The organism is Nocardia brasiliensis, assembly GCF_042691675.1.
Taxonomy (GTDB): Bacteria; Actinomycetota; Actinomycetes; order Mycobacteriales; family Mycobacteriaceae; genus Nocardia; species Nocardia brasiliensis_D.
Genome location: NZ_CP170507.1, coordinates 8,130,134 through 8,146,372, shown reverse-complemented (window position 1 = coordinate 8,146,372; position 16,239 = coordinate 8,130,134). Strand labels below are relative to the sequence as shown.

General features: G+C 66.8%; 17 protein-coding genes. 7 read left to right on the top strand and 10 right to left on the bottom strand.

Annotation, left to right across the window (positions count from 1 at the left end):
• Positions 1-9: 9 nt before the first annotated feature.
• On the bottom strand, positions 10-693 hold the full coding sequence (locus ACFK0J_RS37565) for a ZIP family metal transporter (RefSeq protein ID WP_378734424.1): 684 nt from the start codon (positions 691-693) through the stop codon (positions 10-12).
• A gap of 488 nt (positions 694-1,181) precedes the next feature.
• Between ACFK0J_RS37565 and ACFK0J_RS37560 the strand changes: the two genes are divergently transcribed.
• On the top strand, positions 1,182-1,814 hold the full coding sequence (locus ACFK0J_RS37560; protein ID WP_246634229.1) for a TetR/AcrR family transcriptional regulator: 633 nt from the start codon (positions 1,182-1,184) through the stop codon (positions 1,812-1,814).
• A gap of 71 nt (positions 1,815-1,885) precedes the next feature.
• A complete protein-coding gene (locus ACFK0J_RS37555) occupies positions 1,886-2,746 on the top strand; it encodes an alpha/beta fold hydrolase (protein WP_378734423.1) in 861 nt (286 codons plus the stop codon).
• Here ACFK0J_RS37555 and ACFK0J_RS37550 read toward each other — a convergent pair.
• The 3 genes from ACFK0J_RS37550 to ACFK0J_RS37540 form a co-directional block, all read right to left on the bottom strand.
• A complete protein-coding gene (locus ACFK0J_RS37550; RefSeq protein WP_378734422.1) occupies positions 2,741-3,421 on the bottom strand; it encodes a TetR/AcrR family transcriptional regulator C-terminal domain-containing protein in 681 nt (226 codons plus the stop codon). The two genes, ACFK0J_RS37555 and ACFK0J_RS37550, sit on opposite strands and share 6 nt — an antisense overlap.
• A 77-nt stretch (positions 3,422-3,498) precedes the next feature.
• Positions 3,499-5,556: a prolyl oligopeptidase family protein gene (locus ACFK0J_RS37545; protein ID WP_378734421.1), complete on the bottom strand. Its 2,058-nt coding sequence runs from the start codon at positions 5,554-5,556 to the stop codon at positions 3,499-3,501.
• Positions 5,557-5,597: 41 nt separating this feature from the next.
• Entirely contained in the window at positions 5,598-6,143 is a 546-nt protein-coding gene (locus ACFK0J_RS37540; RefSeq protein ID WP_378734420.1) for a hypothetical protein, read from the bottom strand.
• A 132-nt stretch (positions 6,144-6,275) separates the two neighbouring features.
• Here ACFK0J_RS37540 and ACFK0J_RS37535 point away from each other — a divergent pair, with 132 nt between their 5' ends.
• Positions 6,276-7,250 (top strand): dipeptidase, encoded by a 975-nt coding sequence (locus tag ACFK0J_RS37535; RefSeq protein WP_378734419.1) that lies wholly within the window; start codon positions 6,276-6,278, stop codon positions 7,248-7,250.
• A gap of 106 nt (positions 7,251-7,356) precedes the next feature.
• On the opposite strand, the gene ACFK0J_RS37530 is transcribed toward ACFK0J_RS37535, so the two are convergent.
• Positions 7,357-8,412, bottom strand: coding sequence for an NADP-dependent oxidoreductase (locus ACFK0J_RS37530; protein WP_378734418.1), 1,056 nt, complete (start codon positions 8,410-8,412; stop codon positions 7,357-7,359).
• A gap of 355 nt (positions 8,413-8,767) precedes the next feature.
• On the bottom strand, positions 8,768-9,874 hold the full coding sequence (locus ACFK0J_RS37525; protein ID WP_378734417.1) for an AraC family transcriptional regulator ligand-binding domain-containing protein: 1,107 nt from the start codon (positions 9,872-9,874) through the stop codon (positions 8,768-8,770).
• A 144-nt stretch (positions 9,875-10,018) separates the two neighbouring features.
• Here ACFK0J_RS37525 and lpdA point away from each other — a divergent pair, with 144 nt between their 5' ends.
• Positions 10,019-11,422, top strand: a complete 1,404-nt coding sequence (gene lpdA / locus ACFK0J_RS37520; protein WP_218472045.1) for a dihydrolipoyl dehydrogenase — start codon at positions 10,019-10,021, stop codon at positions 11,420-11,422.
• Positions 11,423-11,544: 122 nt separating this feature from the next.
• Positions 11,545-12,246: a polysaccharide deacetylase family protein gene (locus tag ACFK0J_RS37515; RefSeq protein ID WP_378734416.1), complete on the top strand. Its 702-nt coding sequence runs from the start codon at positions 11,545-11,547 to the stop codon at positions 12,244-12,246.
• Here ACFK0J_RS37515 and ACFK0J_RS37510 read toward each other — a convergent pair whose 3' ends face one another.
• Positions 12,247-12,663, bottom strand: coding sequence for a PPOX class F420-dependent oxidoreductase (locus ACFK0J_RS37510; protein ID WP_378734415.1), 417 nt, complete (start codon positions 12,661-12,663; stop codon positions 12,247-12,249).
• A gap of 42 nt (positions 12,664-12,705) precedes the next feature.
• On the bottom strand, positions 12,706-13,104 hold the full coding sequence (locus ACFK0J_RS37505) for a winged helix-turn-helix transcriptional regulator (RefSeq protein WP_378734414.1): 399 nt from the start codon (positions 13,102-13,104) through the stop codon (positions 12,706-12,708).
• Between the two features lie 99 nt (positions 13,105-13,203).
• Between ACFK0J_RS37505 and ACFK0J_RS37500 the strand changes: the two genes are divergently transcribed.
• Positions 13,204-14,055 (top strand): SDR family oxidoreductase, encoded by an 852-nt coding sequence (locus ACFK0J_RS37500; protein ID WP_378734413.1) that lies wholly within the window; start codon positions 13,204-13,206, stop codon positions 14,053-14,055.
• Positions 14,056-14,107: 52 nt separating this feature from the next.
• Here ACFK0J_RS37500 and ACFK0J_RS37495 read toward each other — a convergent pair whose 3' ends face one another.
• The gene (locus ACFK0J_RS37495) at positions 14,108-14,485 is read right to left on the bottom strand and encodes a VOC family protein (RefSeq protein ID WP_378734412.1); all 378 of its coding nucleotides are present in this window, start codon (positions 14,483-14,485) and stop codon (positions 14,108-14,110) included.
• Between the two features lie 128 nt (positions 14,486-14,613).
• On the opposite strand from ACFK0J_RS37495, the gene ACFK0J_RS37490 reads away from it, so the two are divergent.
• A complete protein-coding gene (locus ACFK0J_RS37490) occupies positions 14,614-15,390 on the top strand; it encodes a TetR/AcrR family transcriptional regulator (protein WP_378734411.1) in 777 nt (258 codons plus the stop codon).
• A gap of 80 nt (positions 15,391-15,470) precedes the next feature.
• On the opposite strand, the gene ACFK0J_RS37485 is transcribed toward ACFK0J_RS37490, so the two are convergent.
• Positions 15,471-16,004, bottom strand: a complete 534-nt coding sequence (locus ACFK0J_RS37485; protein ID WP_378743292.1) for a carboxymuconolactone decarboxylase family protein — start codon at positions 16,002-16,004, stop codon at positions 15,471-15,473.
• Positions 16,005-16,239: the final 235 nt, after the last annotated feature.

Here is a 16,239-nt window from a genome sequence, read left to right as displayed (position 1 = left end):
GGCGACTGCTCAGCCGAGCACGAAGGCCACGAGAAAGCCTGCGGCGGTAGCCATTCCCACCCACCAGCCGCCTTCGCGGTAGGCCTCTGGCATCAGCGAGTCGGCGAGCACCGCGATGGTCGCGCCACCCGCGAACGCCTGCACCACGCTGATGTTGGTCTCGGGGAGATTGTCGGACAACGCGTGTCCGAGCACGGTCACCACGACGAGCGCCAAACCCGTTCCCGCCCATAGCCATAGCGGTCCCGAGCGTCGAGCGCCGTGCGCACGCATCAGCGAAGCGCCGCTGATCGCCTCCGGCACATTGCCCACCGCGACGGCGACCAGCAGCGCGAGTCCGCCACCGCCGCCGAGGGTCACCCCGAGCGCGGTGTTCTCCGGCACGCCGTCGAGCACGGTGCCGAGCATGAGCGCCCAGCCGATCGCGTTGTCGCCCAGCCGGGTTTCGATTTGATGATTGGCCACCACATAGACCCCGGCGCCCGCGAACAGCGCCAGCGCGGCGACCAGCACGCCGGCCTGATGGAACGCGGGCTCGAAGAGTTCGTTGGACACCGCGGCGATCATGGTGCCGGAGCCGAATGCCATCAGCGAGGCGAGCACGGTCTTCGGCAACGTCCACCGCAGGCCGATCGCGGCGCCGATCACCAGCGGTACGGCGGTGCCGAGCCCGTAGAGCAACGCAATCAGCATGCGGCTCACCCTAAACGGCGCGGCCGGACGCGCTTCGGCGACAGACCGCGTCCGGCCGCAGCAGCGGGGTGTGGGTGCGGTAAGCCGTCTATTCGATGTCCTATTTGTCGAACTCGGGGCACTCCGCGAAGTCCGTTGGCGGACAGGACGAATCAGGCATAACCAGCGGACCAGTTCGGAAGAGAATTATTCTATAAATTCCCGTAATAATAGCTCACGTCACCTCCGGCTGTCGGCATCATCTGTTCCGGCAAACAGTCAGTGACAAGGGCACCTCGGACATTGTCGGGAGCGTTGCGTAGTCGGATTGCCCAGCCAGCGTGCTGGATATGTTTGCCCCCGGACACCTCGTTTCGTCTGCCGAGGAGCGGGTGGTCCAGCTACTAACGGCCCTGCCAACTTTCGGCTAACGCGCGGTCGATTGCGGGTTGATACCAACGCACCGATCCATGTCGAGCCGTTCTGGGCCTTCTGTATTGTCTGGCCCAATGTCACAGGATGCGAATACGGGTCGAATGTATGCCGGGCAACCCGTCGAGGACCGGCAACGTCAGCGGCGTGCGCGTTTTCTGGAATCGGGCCTGACGGTCTTCGCGCGCGACGGCTACGCCAATAGTTCGGTCGGCGCCATCTGTAAGGACGCCGGACTCTCCTCACGACAGTTCTACGAGGAGTTCACCGGCCGCGAGTCCCTACTACTCGAGCTCTACGAGCAGATCGATCGGGAGTCGCGAGACGCGGTCGCCAAGTCATTGGAAAGCAAGGCCGACGCGAGCGCGCTCGAGATCATCGACGCGGCGGTCCGCGCCTACGTAGAGTCCATCGGATCCGATCCGCGCAAAGCGCGCGTCGCACTGGTCGAGGTGGTCGGTGCGGGCCCGAAGGTGGAGAAGTTCCGGCTCGAACTGCGCCGCGTGTGGGGCTCGCTGCTGGCCGGCGCCGCGGAGGACGCGGCCATGCACGGCGAGATCCCGACCGGCGACTACGAGATGCGGGTGCTGGCGATCATCGGCGCGGTCAACTACGTGGTGGATTCCTGGAGCGGTTCGGATCCGCGGCCACCGCTCGACGACGTGATCAGGGTGTTGAGCAGGGTGATCATGGGGGCGGTCGGCGCTTAACGGGCGCAGTCGGAGCTACGCCTGACGAGTGGGTGTGCTGGGGTGCGGTACAGCGCGGTAGCGTGCCCGGCATGGAGACGGTTCCGATCCAGATGCCGGACGGCAGCACAGTTCCGGTGCGGCTGATTCCGGCCGGTGGCGCGCACCGGCATCCGGTCACGCCGGACGCGCCCCGTCCCGTGGTGGTGATCGTGCCCGGTCTCGGCGTTCCCGCCGGGTACTACGAGCTGTTCGGCACCCGACTGGCGGCGCGTGGGTTCGACGTGGCCATCGGCGAACTGCGCGGCAACGGCGACAGCACGCCGAAGCCGAGCGCCGCCAGCAGCTACGGCTACCACGAGCTGGTGTCGGTCGACTTCCCGGCGATCTTCGAGGTGGTCCGCGAACGGTTTCCGGCCAGCACCCCGTATCTGCTCGGGCACAGCATGGGCGGTCAGTTCGCGGTGATGTATGCCTCGCGGATCCGCGGCCGACTCGGCGGCTTGATCCTGGTCGCCTCCGGAACGCCGTATTACCGTGCGTACCCGGGACTTTCGAGTCCCGGCATGCTGTTCGGCACCGCCGCCGCCTCGCTGACCGCCACTGTGACGGGCTTCTGGCCCGGCGACCGGATTTCGATGGGTTTCGGCCGTCAGTCCAAGGTGCTGATCTCGGACTGGGCCAGGCTGGCCCGCACCGGCCGGTTCGTGCCGGTCGGCGCGGATATCGACTACGAGGAGCGGATCGCGCGGCTGAAGCTGCCCGTGCTGTCGATCACCATGACCGGTGACGACCTCACACCACCCGGTTCCGCCGAGCACCTGCTGGCGAAGCTGCCGAAGGCCGACGTGACCACGTGGCGCGAGCCGAACCCATTGGGCCACAACGGTTGGATCCGCGAACCCACCAGCACCATCGACCAGATCGAGAAGTGGCTACGCGATCGCTCATGAACGCGGGGTTCGGCGGTGGCGGGCGAAGCCTTCGAGCATCGCGTCCAAGCCGATGTCGAAGTGGTCGGTGTTCGCGGCGAGTGAGAGATCGTCGGGTACATCAGGTTTCAGGTCAGCGTTCCGCTGGGCTGCGACCGTGTCGATGGCGTGGCTGAGAATGTGACCGATCGTGTACTCGCGTAGGCAGCGGGTCATCTGTAGCGCCACCGTCGCCGAAAATCCGGCGCCCTGCAGGTGTTCCACCATCCAGCTGCCGGTTTCGATCGCCAGTTCGCTGCGTACCGGACGAGTCGCGAAGACCGGCACCGCATTCGGATGCCGCCGCAGCGTGGAACGCAGCCGGTGCGCGTAGGTGCGCATCAGGTCGCGCCAAGGCTCCTGCCACGGCAGGGATTCCATATCCAGTTCGGCGAACATGGTGGCGGCGATGCCGTCGAACAGATCCTGTTGATCGGTGAAGTGCCGGTAGGCCGCCATCGGGTCCGCGCCGAGCGCGGCCCCGAGTTTGCGCATCGAAAAACCGTCGACACCGGTCTGATCTATCAGGGTCAGCGCGACCGCGGCGATATAGTCGCGGTTCAACACCGTTCGCGTCGTGGGCGCCGGCCGCGCGCGCCGGACGACGGCACGGCGGCGACGCACGCTGGACACCTCGACGGCGTTCTCCGAACTCACGACAGCTTCTCCTCCCGGACCCAGGTCTACGGCGTAGCGGACATCTACACCGTAGGCCCAGGTCGCGGCGCCGGAGGTTATCCGCGCCGCTCGATCAGCAGCTGAGTGAAGAACTCGTAGATCAGACCGGCCTGGAAGGCCGACTGCTTGTTGTCCGCCGCGCCGCCGTGGCCGCCCTCGATGTTCTCGTGGTACCAGAACTCGTGTCCCTGCTCCTCCAGCAACGCGGCCATCTTGCGGGCATGGCCGGGGTGCACGCGGTCGTCGCGGGTGGAGGTGGTCAGCAGGATCGGCGGGTAGGCCACATCGGCGCGCACGTTCTGGTACGGCGAGTACTTGCTGATGTACTCCCATTCCTCCGGCTTGTCCGGGTCACCGTATTCGGCGATCCAGGAGGCACCTGCGAGGAGTAGGTGATAGCGCTTCATGTCCAGTAGCGGTACCTGGCAGACGATGGCGCCGAACAGTTCCGGGTACCGGGTCAGCATCACGCCCATGAGTAGGCCGCCATTGCTGCCGCCCACTGCGCCGAGCTGATCGGCGGTGGTGATGCCGCGGGCGACAAGGTCTTTCGCGATCGCGGCGAAGTCCTCGTACACCTTGTGCCGGTTGGCCTTCTGGACCGAGGTGTGCCACTGCGGACCGTATTCGCCGCCACCACGGATATTGGTCATCACCCAGGTGCCGCCGCGTTCCAGCCAGCCCATCCCGGACGCGCCGCTGTAGGCGGGGGTGCGGGAGACCTCGAAGCCGCCGTACCCGGACATCACCGTCGGACCCGGCGTGCCCTTGCGGTCGCGATGGCGGATCACGAAGTACGGCACCATCGTTCCGTCCTCCGAGGTGGCGAAGAACTGCTCGGTCTCGATGCCGTCGGCGTCGAAGAAGCCGGGCTCCTGCTTGAGCTGCTCGGTGCTGCCGCCGACCGAACTGGCCAGCAGCGTGGCCGGCGTGGTGAATCCACTGGTGGTGAGCATGAATTCGTCGCCACCCTCTAGTGGGTCGAGGTTCATGACGCTGGTGGTGGCCATCGGCGGGGTGTCGGCCAGCGACTCCCTGCGCCAGCCGTCCGCGCCCGGTGTCACCACGTAGAGCTTGGTCTGCACGTCCTCCAACGTGATGAGCAGCAGATGGTTCTCGGTCCAGCCGTACCCGTGCAGGGACGTGTGCTCGTCCGGGGTGAAGATCGCCTCGAATTCCCGCCCGCCGGACAGGAACTTCTCGAAATTCGTGGCCAGCAGCGCGCCCGCGGGATAAGTGCTGCCGCCGACCTCCCACGGCGACTTCAGCCGGACCAGCAGCCAGTCCTTGTACCAGGATTCGCTGGCGTCGGTGGGGACGTCCAGATGCCGCAGGGTGCCGTCGTCCTCGAGCAGGTACACCTCTTCGTTGAAGAAGTCGGTGGCGCGGCCGATGAAATGGCGTTCGTAACCAGGGGTTCGGTCGTAGCCTGCCGAGACCGCGACGTCACCGGGTTCGCCTTCGAACACGGTCACCGCTTCGGCCAGGTCGGTGCCGCGATGCCAGCGCTTGGCGATGCGCGGATAGCCGGAGTCGGTCAGCGAGCCGGGGCCGAAATCCGTACCGACGTAGACGGAATCGATGTCGATCCAGCGCATCTCGGATTTCGCCTCGGGCAGGAAGAAGCCGCCGTCCGCCGGATCGATGAACGTCCTTGTCGCCAGGTCGAACTCGCGGATCACCTTGGCGTCCGCGCCGCCGCGCGACAGGCTGATCAGCGCGCGCGACTGCACCGGTCGCAGCACCACGGCGCCGCCCCACACCCAGTTCTCGTCCTCGTCGGCGGCCAGTGCGTCCAGGTCGATCAGCACGTCCCAGTCCGGCGACTCCTCGGCGTACTCGGCGAAGGTGGTGCGGCGCCACAGCCCGCGCGGATGCTCGGCATCGCGCCAGAAGTTGTAGAGCCAGGGGCCGCGCCGACCCGGGTAGGCGATCTTGGTGTCGGTGTCGAGCATGTCCAGGATGCGGCGCTCGAGTTCGCTGAACCGGTCGGAGGAGGCGAAGCGCTCGACGACCACGCTGTTGTGCGCCCGCGCCCAGTCGAGGGCCCGCTCATCGGTCACTTCTTCGAGCCAGAGGTAAGGATCGGTCACGTTCTGCTCAACGCCGGTCATGCCCTTATTGTTGCCGAGGGGTACAAATCAGGGCCCCGGGGTTACCAGAAGTGCGCTACATCGACCACGACCCGCGACCCATTGCCCGGCCCGTCGAGGGTAAATGCCCGCATCGGCAGCCTGCCGCGGACGCCGAGGCCGACCGTGGTCTGCCCCTCGAACGATCCGGCCCAGGCGACCTGGCGGAAGGTCTGGTACCCGGTCACGTCGACCAGTTCGTTCCGGTTCGCGGGCAGGTAGGTGGCGTTGCCCGCGTCGTCGTAGGCGGGCGCGAGCACCACGACATTCAGGAACGCACTGCCGCGCAGTGGCACCGGCGCTCCCGACCCGTCCATCGTCACCGCGTCGACATAGCCGACCCGATAGCCCGCCGCCGGTCCCGCGAGATCGAAGACCAGGCGATCGAAGCAGTCGTGCCGACCGGAGCGGACGCCGGTGATCGGCGCGGTCGACATCGGCGGGCTCGCCTTGTCGAGCGAACCCCACACCAATCCGCAATACGGGGGTGCCGCCGCTGCCGGACCAGGAATGATCACCAGGCCGACGAAAGTCGCGACGGAGGCGATCAACAGAAATATGCGACGCATGCCGCACCGCCTTCGGGCAGAAAGAATGAAGCATTCGGTAAATCGGGCGAATTGGACACGTTGTTACCGCTCGTCGGCAAGGCGACTCAGTAAGATCGCAACTTCGAGTCGTTCCGACCAGGAGGTCAGCGGTTGCCGCCATTTCTCTGGGAGCAGCACTGCTGCCTGCCGCTGCACCCTTCGGCGCGGATCGCGGACCTCGCGCGGTATCCGCTCGGGTCCTATCTGTCGGTGAATGTCGGCTATTCGGCGCAGTCGACCGAGGATTCGCTGAAGCTGACGCGTCAGTTCCGTGCGGAAGCAGTCGCCGACGGGCGGTTTAGATTGGTGCACAGCCATTCCGACATCGGCGATCCGGAAACCATTGCCCTGGCGTTCGATCTAGAGGACTCCGGCCCCCTGGGCGGCGATCTGGACACTGTGGAGCTGTTCTACGAGCTCGGTGTCCGATCGCTGCTGCCGACCTACAACCATGCCAATCAGGCGGGCTGCGGTTGCCTCGACACCGACGACACGGGGCTCACCGCCTACGGCCGGGACCTGGTGCGCAAGCTCAACGAGGTCGGCATGTTCGTCGACGGGTCGCACTGTTCCCGGCGCACCGCACTGGATCTCGCCACACATACCCGGGCGCCGATGATCTACAGCCACTCCAATTTCGCCGCGCTGTGGGACCATCCCCGCAATATCACCGATGAGCAAGCGAAGGCCTGTGCCGCCACCGGCGGGGTGGTCGGACTCAATGGTGTGGGAATCTTCTTGGGTCACAACGGAGTCGAGGACAACGCCGCGCGCGTCGAGGCAATGGCCGATCATGTGGAGTACGGGATCGAGCTGGTCGGTATCGAGCACATCGGCATCGGGTCGGATTATTCGTTCGATGCAGCGGATTTCAACGACATGCTCAGGGAGCATCCCGAGGCTTTCTCTGAGACGTACACCAAATGGGGTCCGCTGCAATGGGTTCCGCCGGAAGACCTACTCGGCCTGAGCGGGGTTCCCGGCCTCGACGAGGTGCTGGCTCGCCGGGGATACAGCCCGGCCGATCGGGCGGCGGTGTTCGGTGGCAACTTCTCGCGGGTCGCTGCGCAGGTGTGGCGCGACTGAGGTATTGGCACGGTTTCGGTGAGTGCTGAATCGAGGTTGCCGGTCCGCGCACCCGCGCGCGGCGCGACAAATGTTGTCGCGCCGCGTAACCCGTGCCTGGCGCAGGTCACCCGAGGCGGACCAGCATCTTGCCGGTGTTCGCGCCGGAGAGCACGCCGAGGAATGCGGCCGGTGCCTGCTCGATACCCTCGTACACCGTCTCGGTGGTGCGGATCGTCCCGTCGGCCAGCCAGCCAGCGGCCTTCGCGATGTATTCGCCGAAGATCGGGAAGTAGCTGTTCACCAGCATGCCGCGCAGTGAAACCTCCCGGGTCGCAGCCTTGTACAGGTCCGGGCCCGGCTCGGCGGTGCCGCCGTTGTAGCCGCTGATCGCACCGACGAGCGCGATCCGGCCCTTCGGGCGCATGGCCTCCACGGCGACGCGCAGGTGTTCGCCACCGACACTGTCGAGGTAGACGTCGACGCCCTCCGGTGCGGCCGCGGCAAGCTGCCCGGCCAGATCGCCTGCCCGATAGTCGAGGGCGGCGTCGAAGCCGAATTCGTCGAGCAGCAGCCTGGTCTTGGCGGGCCCGCCCGCGGAACCGATCACCTTGCTCGCGCCGAGTGCCTTGGCGATCTGCCCGGCGACACTGCCCACCGCACCCGCTGCCGCCGAAATGAACACGGTGTCACCGGGATCGACGCGCGCCACATCGGTCAGGGCCGCGTACGCGGTGAGGCCGGTGGTGCCGAGCGCACCGAGGTAATGGTGCGCCGCGGCGAGCGAGGTGTCGATGAGGGTCACCGCGGCCGCGTCGAGCACCGCGTACTCCCGCCAGCCCGCGAAGTGCGACACCGTGCTGCCGACCGTGATGCCCGCCGCCTTCGAGGCGATCACCTCGCCGACCGCCGAACCCTCCAGCGCCGCACCCAACTCGAACGGCGCGATGTAGGACGGACGATCATCCATCCGTCCCCGCATGTAGGGATCCACCGACATCCAGGTGTTGCGTACCAGGACCTGTCCTTCGGCCAACTCCTCGATCGGCCGCTCCACCAGCGCGAAATGCTGCGCCGTCGGCGCACCGTCCGGTCGCGCGGCCAACTGGATCTCCCGCGAGGTCCGCGGCAACGTGCCGTTCGCGTCGCCGCTCACCGATGCCTGGGTGGTCTGAATGCTCATCGCTCTGCCTCTTACTCGTTCTTGCCGAACCCATCCGATCCGGTACCGAGAACGCTATGAGCCGCCCGCCCCAACCCCCAGGTCCCGCGATGCCACCCTCCGGTCCAAACGCGACACGTCCGATCCTCGCGAGCGGGACATGGTGGCGGCACCTCTCGTCGTTCCCGGCCACCACGCCCCGCACGGCGTCGCCGGGGCACCATGTCGGTGGCGAGCGGGACACGGTGGCGGCCGCACTCGATGTTTGCCGCCACTATGTCCCGGTCGGCGTCGCCAGGGCGCTATGTCGGTGGCGGAAGGGGACATGGTGGCGGCGGCACTCGTCGTTGTCCGCCGTTATGTCCCGGTCGGCGGGTCAGACGGTTCTGAGGTTGGTGGGGGAGGTTCCGGTCCAGCGATGCACGGCCTTGCGGAGGGCGCGGTCGTCGGTGAAGCCGAGGCGGTCCGCGATGGCAGAGGTGGTCAGGTGTCCTTCGGCGAGAAGGGTTTTCGCCTGTTCGTAGCGGACCCGGTCGTACTCGGTGCGCCAGGTGGTGCCGTGCTCGGCCAGTTGCCGTTGCAGGGTGCGTGGGCTGACCGCCAGGCGACGGGCGACGGTCGCCAGCGACGCGTCACCGGCGGCGACGGCGGCGGCCAGCGCGACCCGGAACGCCGCCAGCGGGCCAGGGATCACGCGGGCCGTGGCCAGGACCAGGTCGGCGTGGCTGCGGAGCAGGTCGGCGAGCATCGGGTCGGCACGGGGGAGTGCGGCGGTGGCGTCCGCGGCGGTGAAGGTGATGGTGTCGGCGGGAGCGTCGAAGTCGATGCGGTCGGTGCCGAAGGCGTCGCGCAGGACATCGTGGTTGCCCGGCGCCGCGCGACTGAAGGCGACGCGAGCCGGAATCACGTGGCGGCCGGTGGCTTCGCGGGCCCGCCGCAGGTAGTAGGCGAGCACGTACTCGTTGATCACCGCCGCGACCGCCGGGTCACCGGCGGTGGTGCGGAAACCGACGGTGAGCTCGCCGTCGCCCGCGAGGTCGAAACCCTCGGCCGCCGCGGTGACCAGCCGGTGGTACGGCTGCGCGGCCCGTAAGGCATCGGCCAGTGTCGGCCCGTTCGTGACGAGATAGTCCCAGGTGGTGAGGGTCCCGAGCGGGGCGGCATCGACCACCGCGAGCCCCGCGCCCGGCTCCGGCCTGATTCGCGCCAGTAACTCCCACAGCCGCACCAGCGAGCTCAGCGGAATGCGATTGAGCTCCCCGGCCAGGATCGCGTCGTCGGTGCCGTGAATTGTCGCGAGCTGGTCGTCACCCACCCCGGCCCGCCGGGCGGTGTCGCGGACCAGCCGGATCAGATGTGTCGAGGCGGTGCCGTCGATGGGGGACCCGGGCGGCGAACTCGGCGGCGTGTGGCCGAACCCGGCCGCCGACGTCGATCGGTGCGTTGCGCGCGCGTCTCGGATCGCCGATCGACTCTGCACCACCGGCCAACAGTAGCGAGTCGAAATGTCTGGTTCCCTACTCCGTCCGCATCGCGAACACCGAACTTTCGGTCAGGTGCGGCCCACGGCTCAGTGTTGTGGGGGACCGGTGAGCCAACTCGTGGCGACAGAGTTAGGCTCGGTGTCGTGACTTCCCATTACGACGTTGTCGTTCTCGGTGCCGGTCCTGGCGGTTACGTCGCCGCCATCCGTGCGGCACAGTTAGGCCTCCGTACCGCGATCGTCGAGCAAAAGTACTGGGGCGGTGTGTGCCTGAACGTCGGCTGCATCCCTTCCAAGGCGTTGCTGCGTAACGCTGAGCTGGCCCACATCTTCACCAAGGAAGCCAGGACCTTCGGGATCTCGGGTGAGGTGAACTTCGACTTCGGGGTGGCGTTCGACCGCAGCCGGAAGGTGGCGGACGGCCGGGTCAAGGGCGTCCACTTCCTGATGAAGAAGAACAAGATCGACGAGTTCGACGGTAAGGGCTCCTTCACCGACGCGAACACCCTCTCGGTCGAGCTGACCAAGGGCGGCACCGAGTCCATCACGTTCGACAACGCGATCATCGCCGCGGGCACCGTGACCAAGCTGCTGCCCGGCACCGAGCTGAGCGCCAATGTGGTCACCTACGAGGAGCAGATCCTCACCCGCGACCTGCCGGGCTCGATCCTCATCGTCGGCGCGGGCGCGATCGGCATGGAGTTCGGCTACGTCCTGAAGAACTACGGCGTCGACGTGCGCATCGTGGAGTTCCTGGACCGCGCGCTGCCGAACGAGGACGCCGACGTCTCCAAGGAGATCACCAAGCAGTACAAGAAGCTCGGCATCACCATCACCACCGGTGCCGCGGTGCAGTCCATCGATGACGACGGCTCGAAGGTCACCGTCTCGATCAAGGACAACAAGTCCGGCAACGTGGAGACGGTCACCGTCGACAAGGTGCTGCAGGCCGTCGGCTTCGCACCCCGGGTCGAGGGCTATGGCCTCGACGCGGCGGGTGTCCAGCTCACCGACCGCGGCGCCATCGCGATCGACGACTACATGCGCACCAACGTGCCGCACATCTACGCCATCGGCGATGTGACCGCGAAGCTGCAGCTCGCCCACGTGGCGGAGGCGCAGGGTGTGGTCGCCGCCGAGACCATCGCGGGTGCGGAGACCGTCACCCTCGGTGACTACCGGATGATGCCGCGCGCCACCTTCTGCCAGCCGCAGGTCGCCAGCTTCGGCCTGACCGAGCAGCAGGCCCGCGACGAGGGCTACGACGTGAAGGTCGCTACCTTCCCGTTCACCGCCAACGGCAAGGCGCACGGCCTCGGCGATCCGACCGGTTTCGTCAAGCTGGTCGCCGATGCCAAGTACGGCGAACTGCTCGGCGGCCACCTCATCGGCCCGGACGTCTCGGAGCTGCTGCCCGAGCTGACCCTGGCCCAGAAGTGGGACCTCACCGTCAACGAGCTCACCCGCAACGTGCACACCCACCCGACCCTCAGCGAAGCCCTGCAGGAAGCCTTCCACGGCCTCGCCGGGCACATGATCAACTTCTGATCTGTCGCCGGATTTCGTAGACGGTGGTGTCCGGGCCGAAAGGTCCGGGCGCCACCGTTTTTCGTCTGGCGAGCGGGCATCGATAAGTCGCGTCCGTCAGGTCGGTCTGCTAGACAGCAGTGATGCGGAAGTGGCTTATCAGCGGGGCGCTGGTGCTGGTGGTGGTGCTGGCGTTGGGGGTCGGCGGCTACTACCTGATGAATTCCCGGACGTACCAGTTGGCGGGTCGGCTGGTGGATCGGGTCGACACCAGCGACAAGGTGGTCGCGCTGACACTGGACGACGGGCCGACGGACAAGGCGCCCGAGGTGCTGAAAACGCTTGCGGACAGCCAGGTTCCGGCCACGTTCTACCTGAACGGACGTGATCTCGCCGCCCATCCGGAGCACGGTAGGGCGATCGCCCTGGCCGGTCACGAGATCGGCAACCACACCTACAACCATCGCCGGATGGTCTTGGTTTCCGCCGATACGGTTCGGGACGAGGTCGAACGCACCGATGCCGAAATCGCGAAAACCGGCTACCAGGGCCCGATTACCTTCCGCCCGCCCAATGGCAAGAAGCTCTGGTCGCTCCCGAAATACCTGTCCGACCATGACCGCACCACGGTGACCTGGGATGTCGAACCCGACTCCGGCGGGCAGCCGACCGCCGACCGGCTCGTCGCGGATACCGTCGGCAAGGTGCGCCCCGGTTCGATCATCCTGCTCCACGTCATGCATCAATACGCCGCTGCCGCGCTAGCCGCCATCCCCCGCATCGTCAGCGAACTTCGTTCCGCGGGTTACCAATTCGTCACCGTATCGGAACTGATGAAGCACTGATCAGAGCATGCCGTAGGCGTGGTCCGGCGTGAAGAGGGCCAGGGCGCGGTGTTCGTCGACCATGGCCCGGCGGTATTCGTCCCAATCGGGATGTTCGCCGGAGGCGCTGCGGTAGTAGTCGACCAGGGCATCGACGGTCGGGTCGTCCGGCTCGGCGGCGGGCGGGGTGAGTTCGACGATGCCCTCGAGTACGGCGTAGGCGAAGAAGTCGTCGCGGGTGACGTGGATGGCGGCCCAGGGGTCGCGCACCAGGTTGTGGTACTTCGCGCGGTCGGCAGTGATGGAGATGCGGATGATGCCGTCGTCGCCGACCACGTGCAGCACGTTGGACAGCTGGGGGCGGCCGTTGCGGCGAATCGTGGCGAGGACCGACCTGCGGTGGGCGCGGGCGAAATCGACTGCGGAGGCGAGTTCCATGCCGGTATCAACCGGTAGTGATCCCGGTCTCTTCCCGGTGCCTCAGTCGCGGTGGTAAGCCGCCTGGGCGTCGCGGACCTTGGGCATGTTCTTCTCGACCACCTGGATCAGCGCTTCGAGTTGGGCGGCGACCTCGGCGCCGACCTCGGTCAACGTGTATTCGACGCGCGGCGGGATGGTTTCGTACACCTCGCGGTGCACCATGCCGTCACGTTCCAGGGCTTGCAGGGTCTGCGACAGCATCCGTTCGCTGACGCCGTCGACGCGCCTGCGCAGTGCGCTGAATCGGTACGAACCCTCGCGCAGCGCGACGAGGGCGAGGATGCCCCAGCGGCTCGCCACATTGTGCAAAACTGGACGTGACGTGCAATTTCTGGCGAAAACGTCGGCTTCCAGCGTCGGATCGTCCAGGTCTGGCGACGATGTGCGCTGCGTACTCATGTATCCGATAGTACCCATCTCGACCAAAGTGGTGTAGGAATGAATAGTACTTACTAATAGTTAGTGCATGTCGATCCGTACCTACTCTGGGAGGTAGTCATGACCGTTGCCGTCACCGGTGCCAGCGGACAGCTGGGCCGTCTTGTCGTGCAGGCACTGTTGCGTGAAGGTTCCACTCCGGTCGTCGCGATCGTCCGCGATCCGCGGAAGGTCGCCGACCTGGCCGAGCGTGGTGCGGAGGTTCGTCAGGCGAGCTACGACGACGTTGCCGCGCTGGACCGTGCGTTCACCGGGGTGGACCGGGTGCTGCTTGTTTCCGGCAATGTATTCGGTGCGCGAGTATCGCAGCACACCAACGTTATTCGCGCCGCCGAGCGTGCGGGCGTGGATCTGCTCGCCTACACCAGCATTCCGCGCGCGACGGAGAACCCGTTGATCCTGGCGCAGGAACACATCGGCACCGAGGCGGTACTCGCGAATGCTGCTGTCCCGCATGTGCTGCTACGCAATAGCTGGTACTGGGAGAACTACGTGCCCGAACTCGCGCACGCGGTCGAGACCGGTGTGCTGTACGGCGCGGCGGGCGACGGAAGAGTGGCGGGTGCGGCGCGTGCCGACTTCGCGGACGCGGCCGCGAAGGTACTCACCACCGATGGACATGCCGGGCAGGTGTACGAACTGGGTGGCGACGAGCATCTCACCAGTGCTGATCTGGCCCAAGCGATGTCGCAGGCCTCGGGTAAGCCGGTACGCTACGAGAATCTGTCGGAGGCCGATTACGTCGCCGCGCTGGAGCGGGCCGGCACGCCCGCCGATTTCGCGAAGGTCCTCGGCGACTCGAGCGCCGGGATCGCGACCGGCATCCTCGACGTGCACACCGGCGATCTGCAGAAGTTGCTCGGCAGGCCGTCGACACCGGCCGTCGAGGTATTTCGCGCGGCGCTCGGCTGACGATGCCGCACGGGCGGCGAGGTCCCCGGCCGGAAACCTCGCCGCCGCACGCTCACACCCACTGCACGAGTTGCACGATGATCCCGTTCGGATCGCGCATCTGGAAGTAGCGCTCGCCCCACTCCTCGGTTTCGATCGGCGTGACGATCGGCACCCCCTCGCCCCGCAGTCGCGTGTACTCCGCGTCGATGTCGTCGACGACGAACACGACCAGAAGTCCCTCGCCCGCGCTGCCCGCCGCGCTCTTCGGCTTGAAGCTCGCCAGCCCGGTGCGCAGGTAGGCCACGCTCAGTCCCGCATCGGGACGGTCCACTGAGACGAAGCCGTCGGCCGCCATCTTCTCCGTGAAGCCGAGGTGGTCGATCAGGAACTTCGCCGAGGCCTGCGGATCGGCGACGTTGAGGGAGATGGCGGAAGCGGTGATGTTCATGGGTCCTCCTCGGGTTCGTGAATTAACTCTATACTTAGTACGCTGTACTTTGTAGGAAAATTTTGGGGCGTCCGCACTATGACCTGTGTCACGCCGATACCATCGGGTCGACCAGGTGAGGAGACAAGGTGGAGCGACGCGGCAAACAAGACCGCAGCAGCGCGGGTGATCCGGTGCGGACGTTGGAGTTGCTGTGGCGGGTGCCCGCGAACCCGCAGCCCGTGCGCGGACCGAAGCAGCGCAGCAGCGTGGATGCCGTGGTCGCGGCGGCCATCGAGATCGCCGATGCGGACGGCATCGCCGCGCTCACCATGCGTGCCGTCGCCACCGCGCTCGGCCTGACCCCCATGGCCACCTACACCTACGTACCGGGCAAGGCCGAACTGCTCGACCTGATGGTGGACCGGGTCTACGGCGAGATGGACCGCGCGGACCTGTCGGAACTGCCTTGGCGCGAACGGGTCACCACCATCGCCGCGGCGAACAGAGCCATGCTGGCTCGCCACCCGTGGGTCGCCTATCTGCCGACGACCCGGCCGCCGCTCGGTCCGGGCGTGGCCGCCAAGTACGACCACGAACTCCGTGCGTTCGAAGGTCTCGGGTTGGACGACGTGACGATGGACGCGTCACTCACCCTCGTCCTCGGCTTCGTCACGTCGGTGGCACGCATCGCCATCGACACCGCGCGTGCCGCCGCGGACAGCGCGATATCCGACCATCAGTGGTGGGAGCGCGCCGCGCCGTTGTTGGAGAAGGTCTTCGACGCGCAGCGGTATCCGGTGGGTGCGCGCGTCGGCGCCGCCGCGGGTAAGGCCTACGACTCCGCCTACAGCGCCGACCACGCCTACGAGTTCGGTCTGGCTCGGGTACTCGATGGCCTCGCCGCACTCATCGAAAAGCCCTGAGCTCCAGCGGTTTCCGCCGAAGCTGCGGCAATCCTGCTGTCGCGCAAGCTGAATCGTCTGCCCGAAGTGCAAGCTACGGGTCAGACCCCGTCGCGTTGGATACGGAGAGCGGTGATGGTGGACGCCAAGCCCTCGTATTGGTTGACCAGCAAGACGATTTCGATCAAGCTGCGCTCGTCGTAGTGCTCGGCCAACGACGCCCAGTGCGCGTCGTCCAGGTCGCGGGTCCGCACCAGTTGGTCGACGGCGGCGAGTAGCGCACGATGCTTGTCCGACCAGCCCGGCGCATCCGGTCCGGTGCGCAGGCGGTCGAGGATCTCCGGTGTCACTCCGGCCCGTTTGCCGAGTCGAATGTGGTGATCCATCTCGTACTCGCAGCCGCGCAGGTGGGCGACGCGCAGGATCACCAGCTCCGACTCGTGCCGGGGCAGCCGACCGCCGGGCATGAGCTTGCCCGAGTAGTGCAGCCAGCCGCGGAACAGTCCGCCGGTGCGGCCGAGGGTGCTGAACAGGTGCGCGTCATCGGTGCCCGCCGCCTTGGACAGCACCTGCCAGACAACCCAGTTGATCGGGCCGAGCTCCCGCAGTCGGCCGGGCGAAATGCGTGGTCGCAGCGCTGAAACCATGCTTGGTCGGCACCTCCGCGTGATAGGCGAGCGGCCGGGCGGCGCCGGGCCGGAGCCGTCAGCCTACCGGCGCATACGCGCCGGATCGATGGCTACGGCAGGCACCGAACGGTCCGCCGGTCCGGGGCGGTGCCGAATTGCCTGCGCACGGTGCGGATTACACCGTTACGATCGATTTCGTGAGGACTGGGGTAATACGCGGCAACGCCCAGGGCTCGCTATG

Excerpts from the sequence above, each read along its gene's own strand:
- ACFK0J_RS37515 (WP_378734416.1), top strand. The coding sequence starts at position 11,545 with ATGCGGAAGTGGCTTATCAGCGGGGCGCTGGTGCTGGTGGTGGTGCTG.
- ACFK0J_RS37560 (WP_246634229.1), top strand. The coding sequence starts at position 1,182 with ATGTCACAGGATGCGAATACGGGTCGAATGTATGCCGGGCAACCCGTC.
- ACFK0J_RS37540 (WP_378734420.1), bottom strand. The coding sequence starts at position 6,143 with ATGCGTCGCATATTTCTGTTGATCGCCTCCGTCGCGACTTTCGTCGGC.
- ACFK0J_RS37545 (WP_378734421.1), bottom strand. The coding sequence starts at position 5,556 with ATGACCGGCGTTGAGCAGAACGTGACCGATCCTTACCTCTGGCTCGAA.
- ACFK0J_RS37510 (WP_378734415.1), bottom strand. The coding sequence starts at position 12,663 with ATGGAACTCGCCTCCGCAGTCGATTTCGCCCGCGCCCACCGCAGGTCG.
- ACFK0J_RS37555 (WP_378734423.1), top strand. The coding sequence starts at position 1,886 with ATGGAGACGGTTCCGATCCAGATGCCGGACGGCAGCACAGTTCCGGTG.
- ACFK0J_RS37530 (WP_378734418.1), bottom strand. The coding sequence starts at position 8,412 with ATGAGCATTCAGACCACCCAGGCATCGGTGAGCGGCGACGCGAACGGC.
- ACFK0J_RS37505 (WP_378734414.1), bottom strand. The coding sequence starts at position 13,104 with ATGAGTACGCAGCGCACATCGTCGCCAGACCTGGACGATCCGACGCTG.
- ACFK0J_RS37565 (WP_378734424.1), bottom strand. The coding sequence starts at position 693 with ATGCTGATTGCGTTGCTCTACGGGCTCGGCACCGCCGTACCGCTGGTG.
- ACFK0J_RS37495 (WP_378734412.1), bottom strand. The coding sequence starts at position 14,485 with ATGAACATCACCGCTTCCGCCATCTCCCTCAACGTCGCCGATCCGCAG.
- ACFK0J_RS37500 (WP_378734413.1), top strand. The coding sequence starts at position 13,204 with ATGACCGTTGCCGTCACCGGTGCCAGCGGACAGCTGGGCCGTCTTGTC.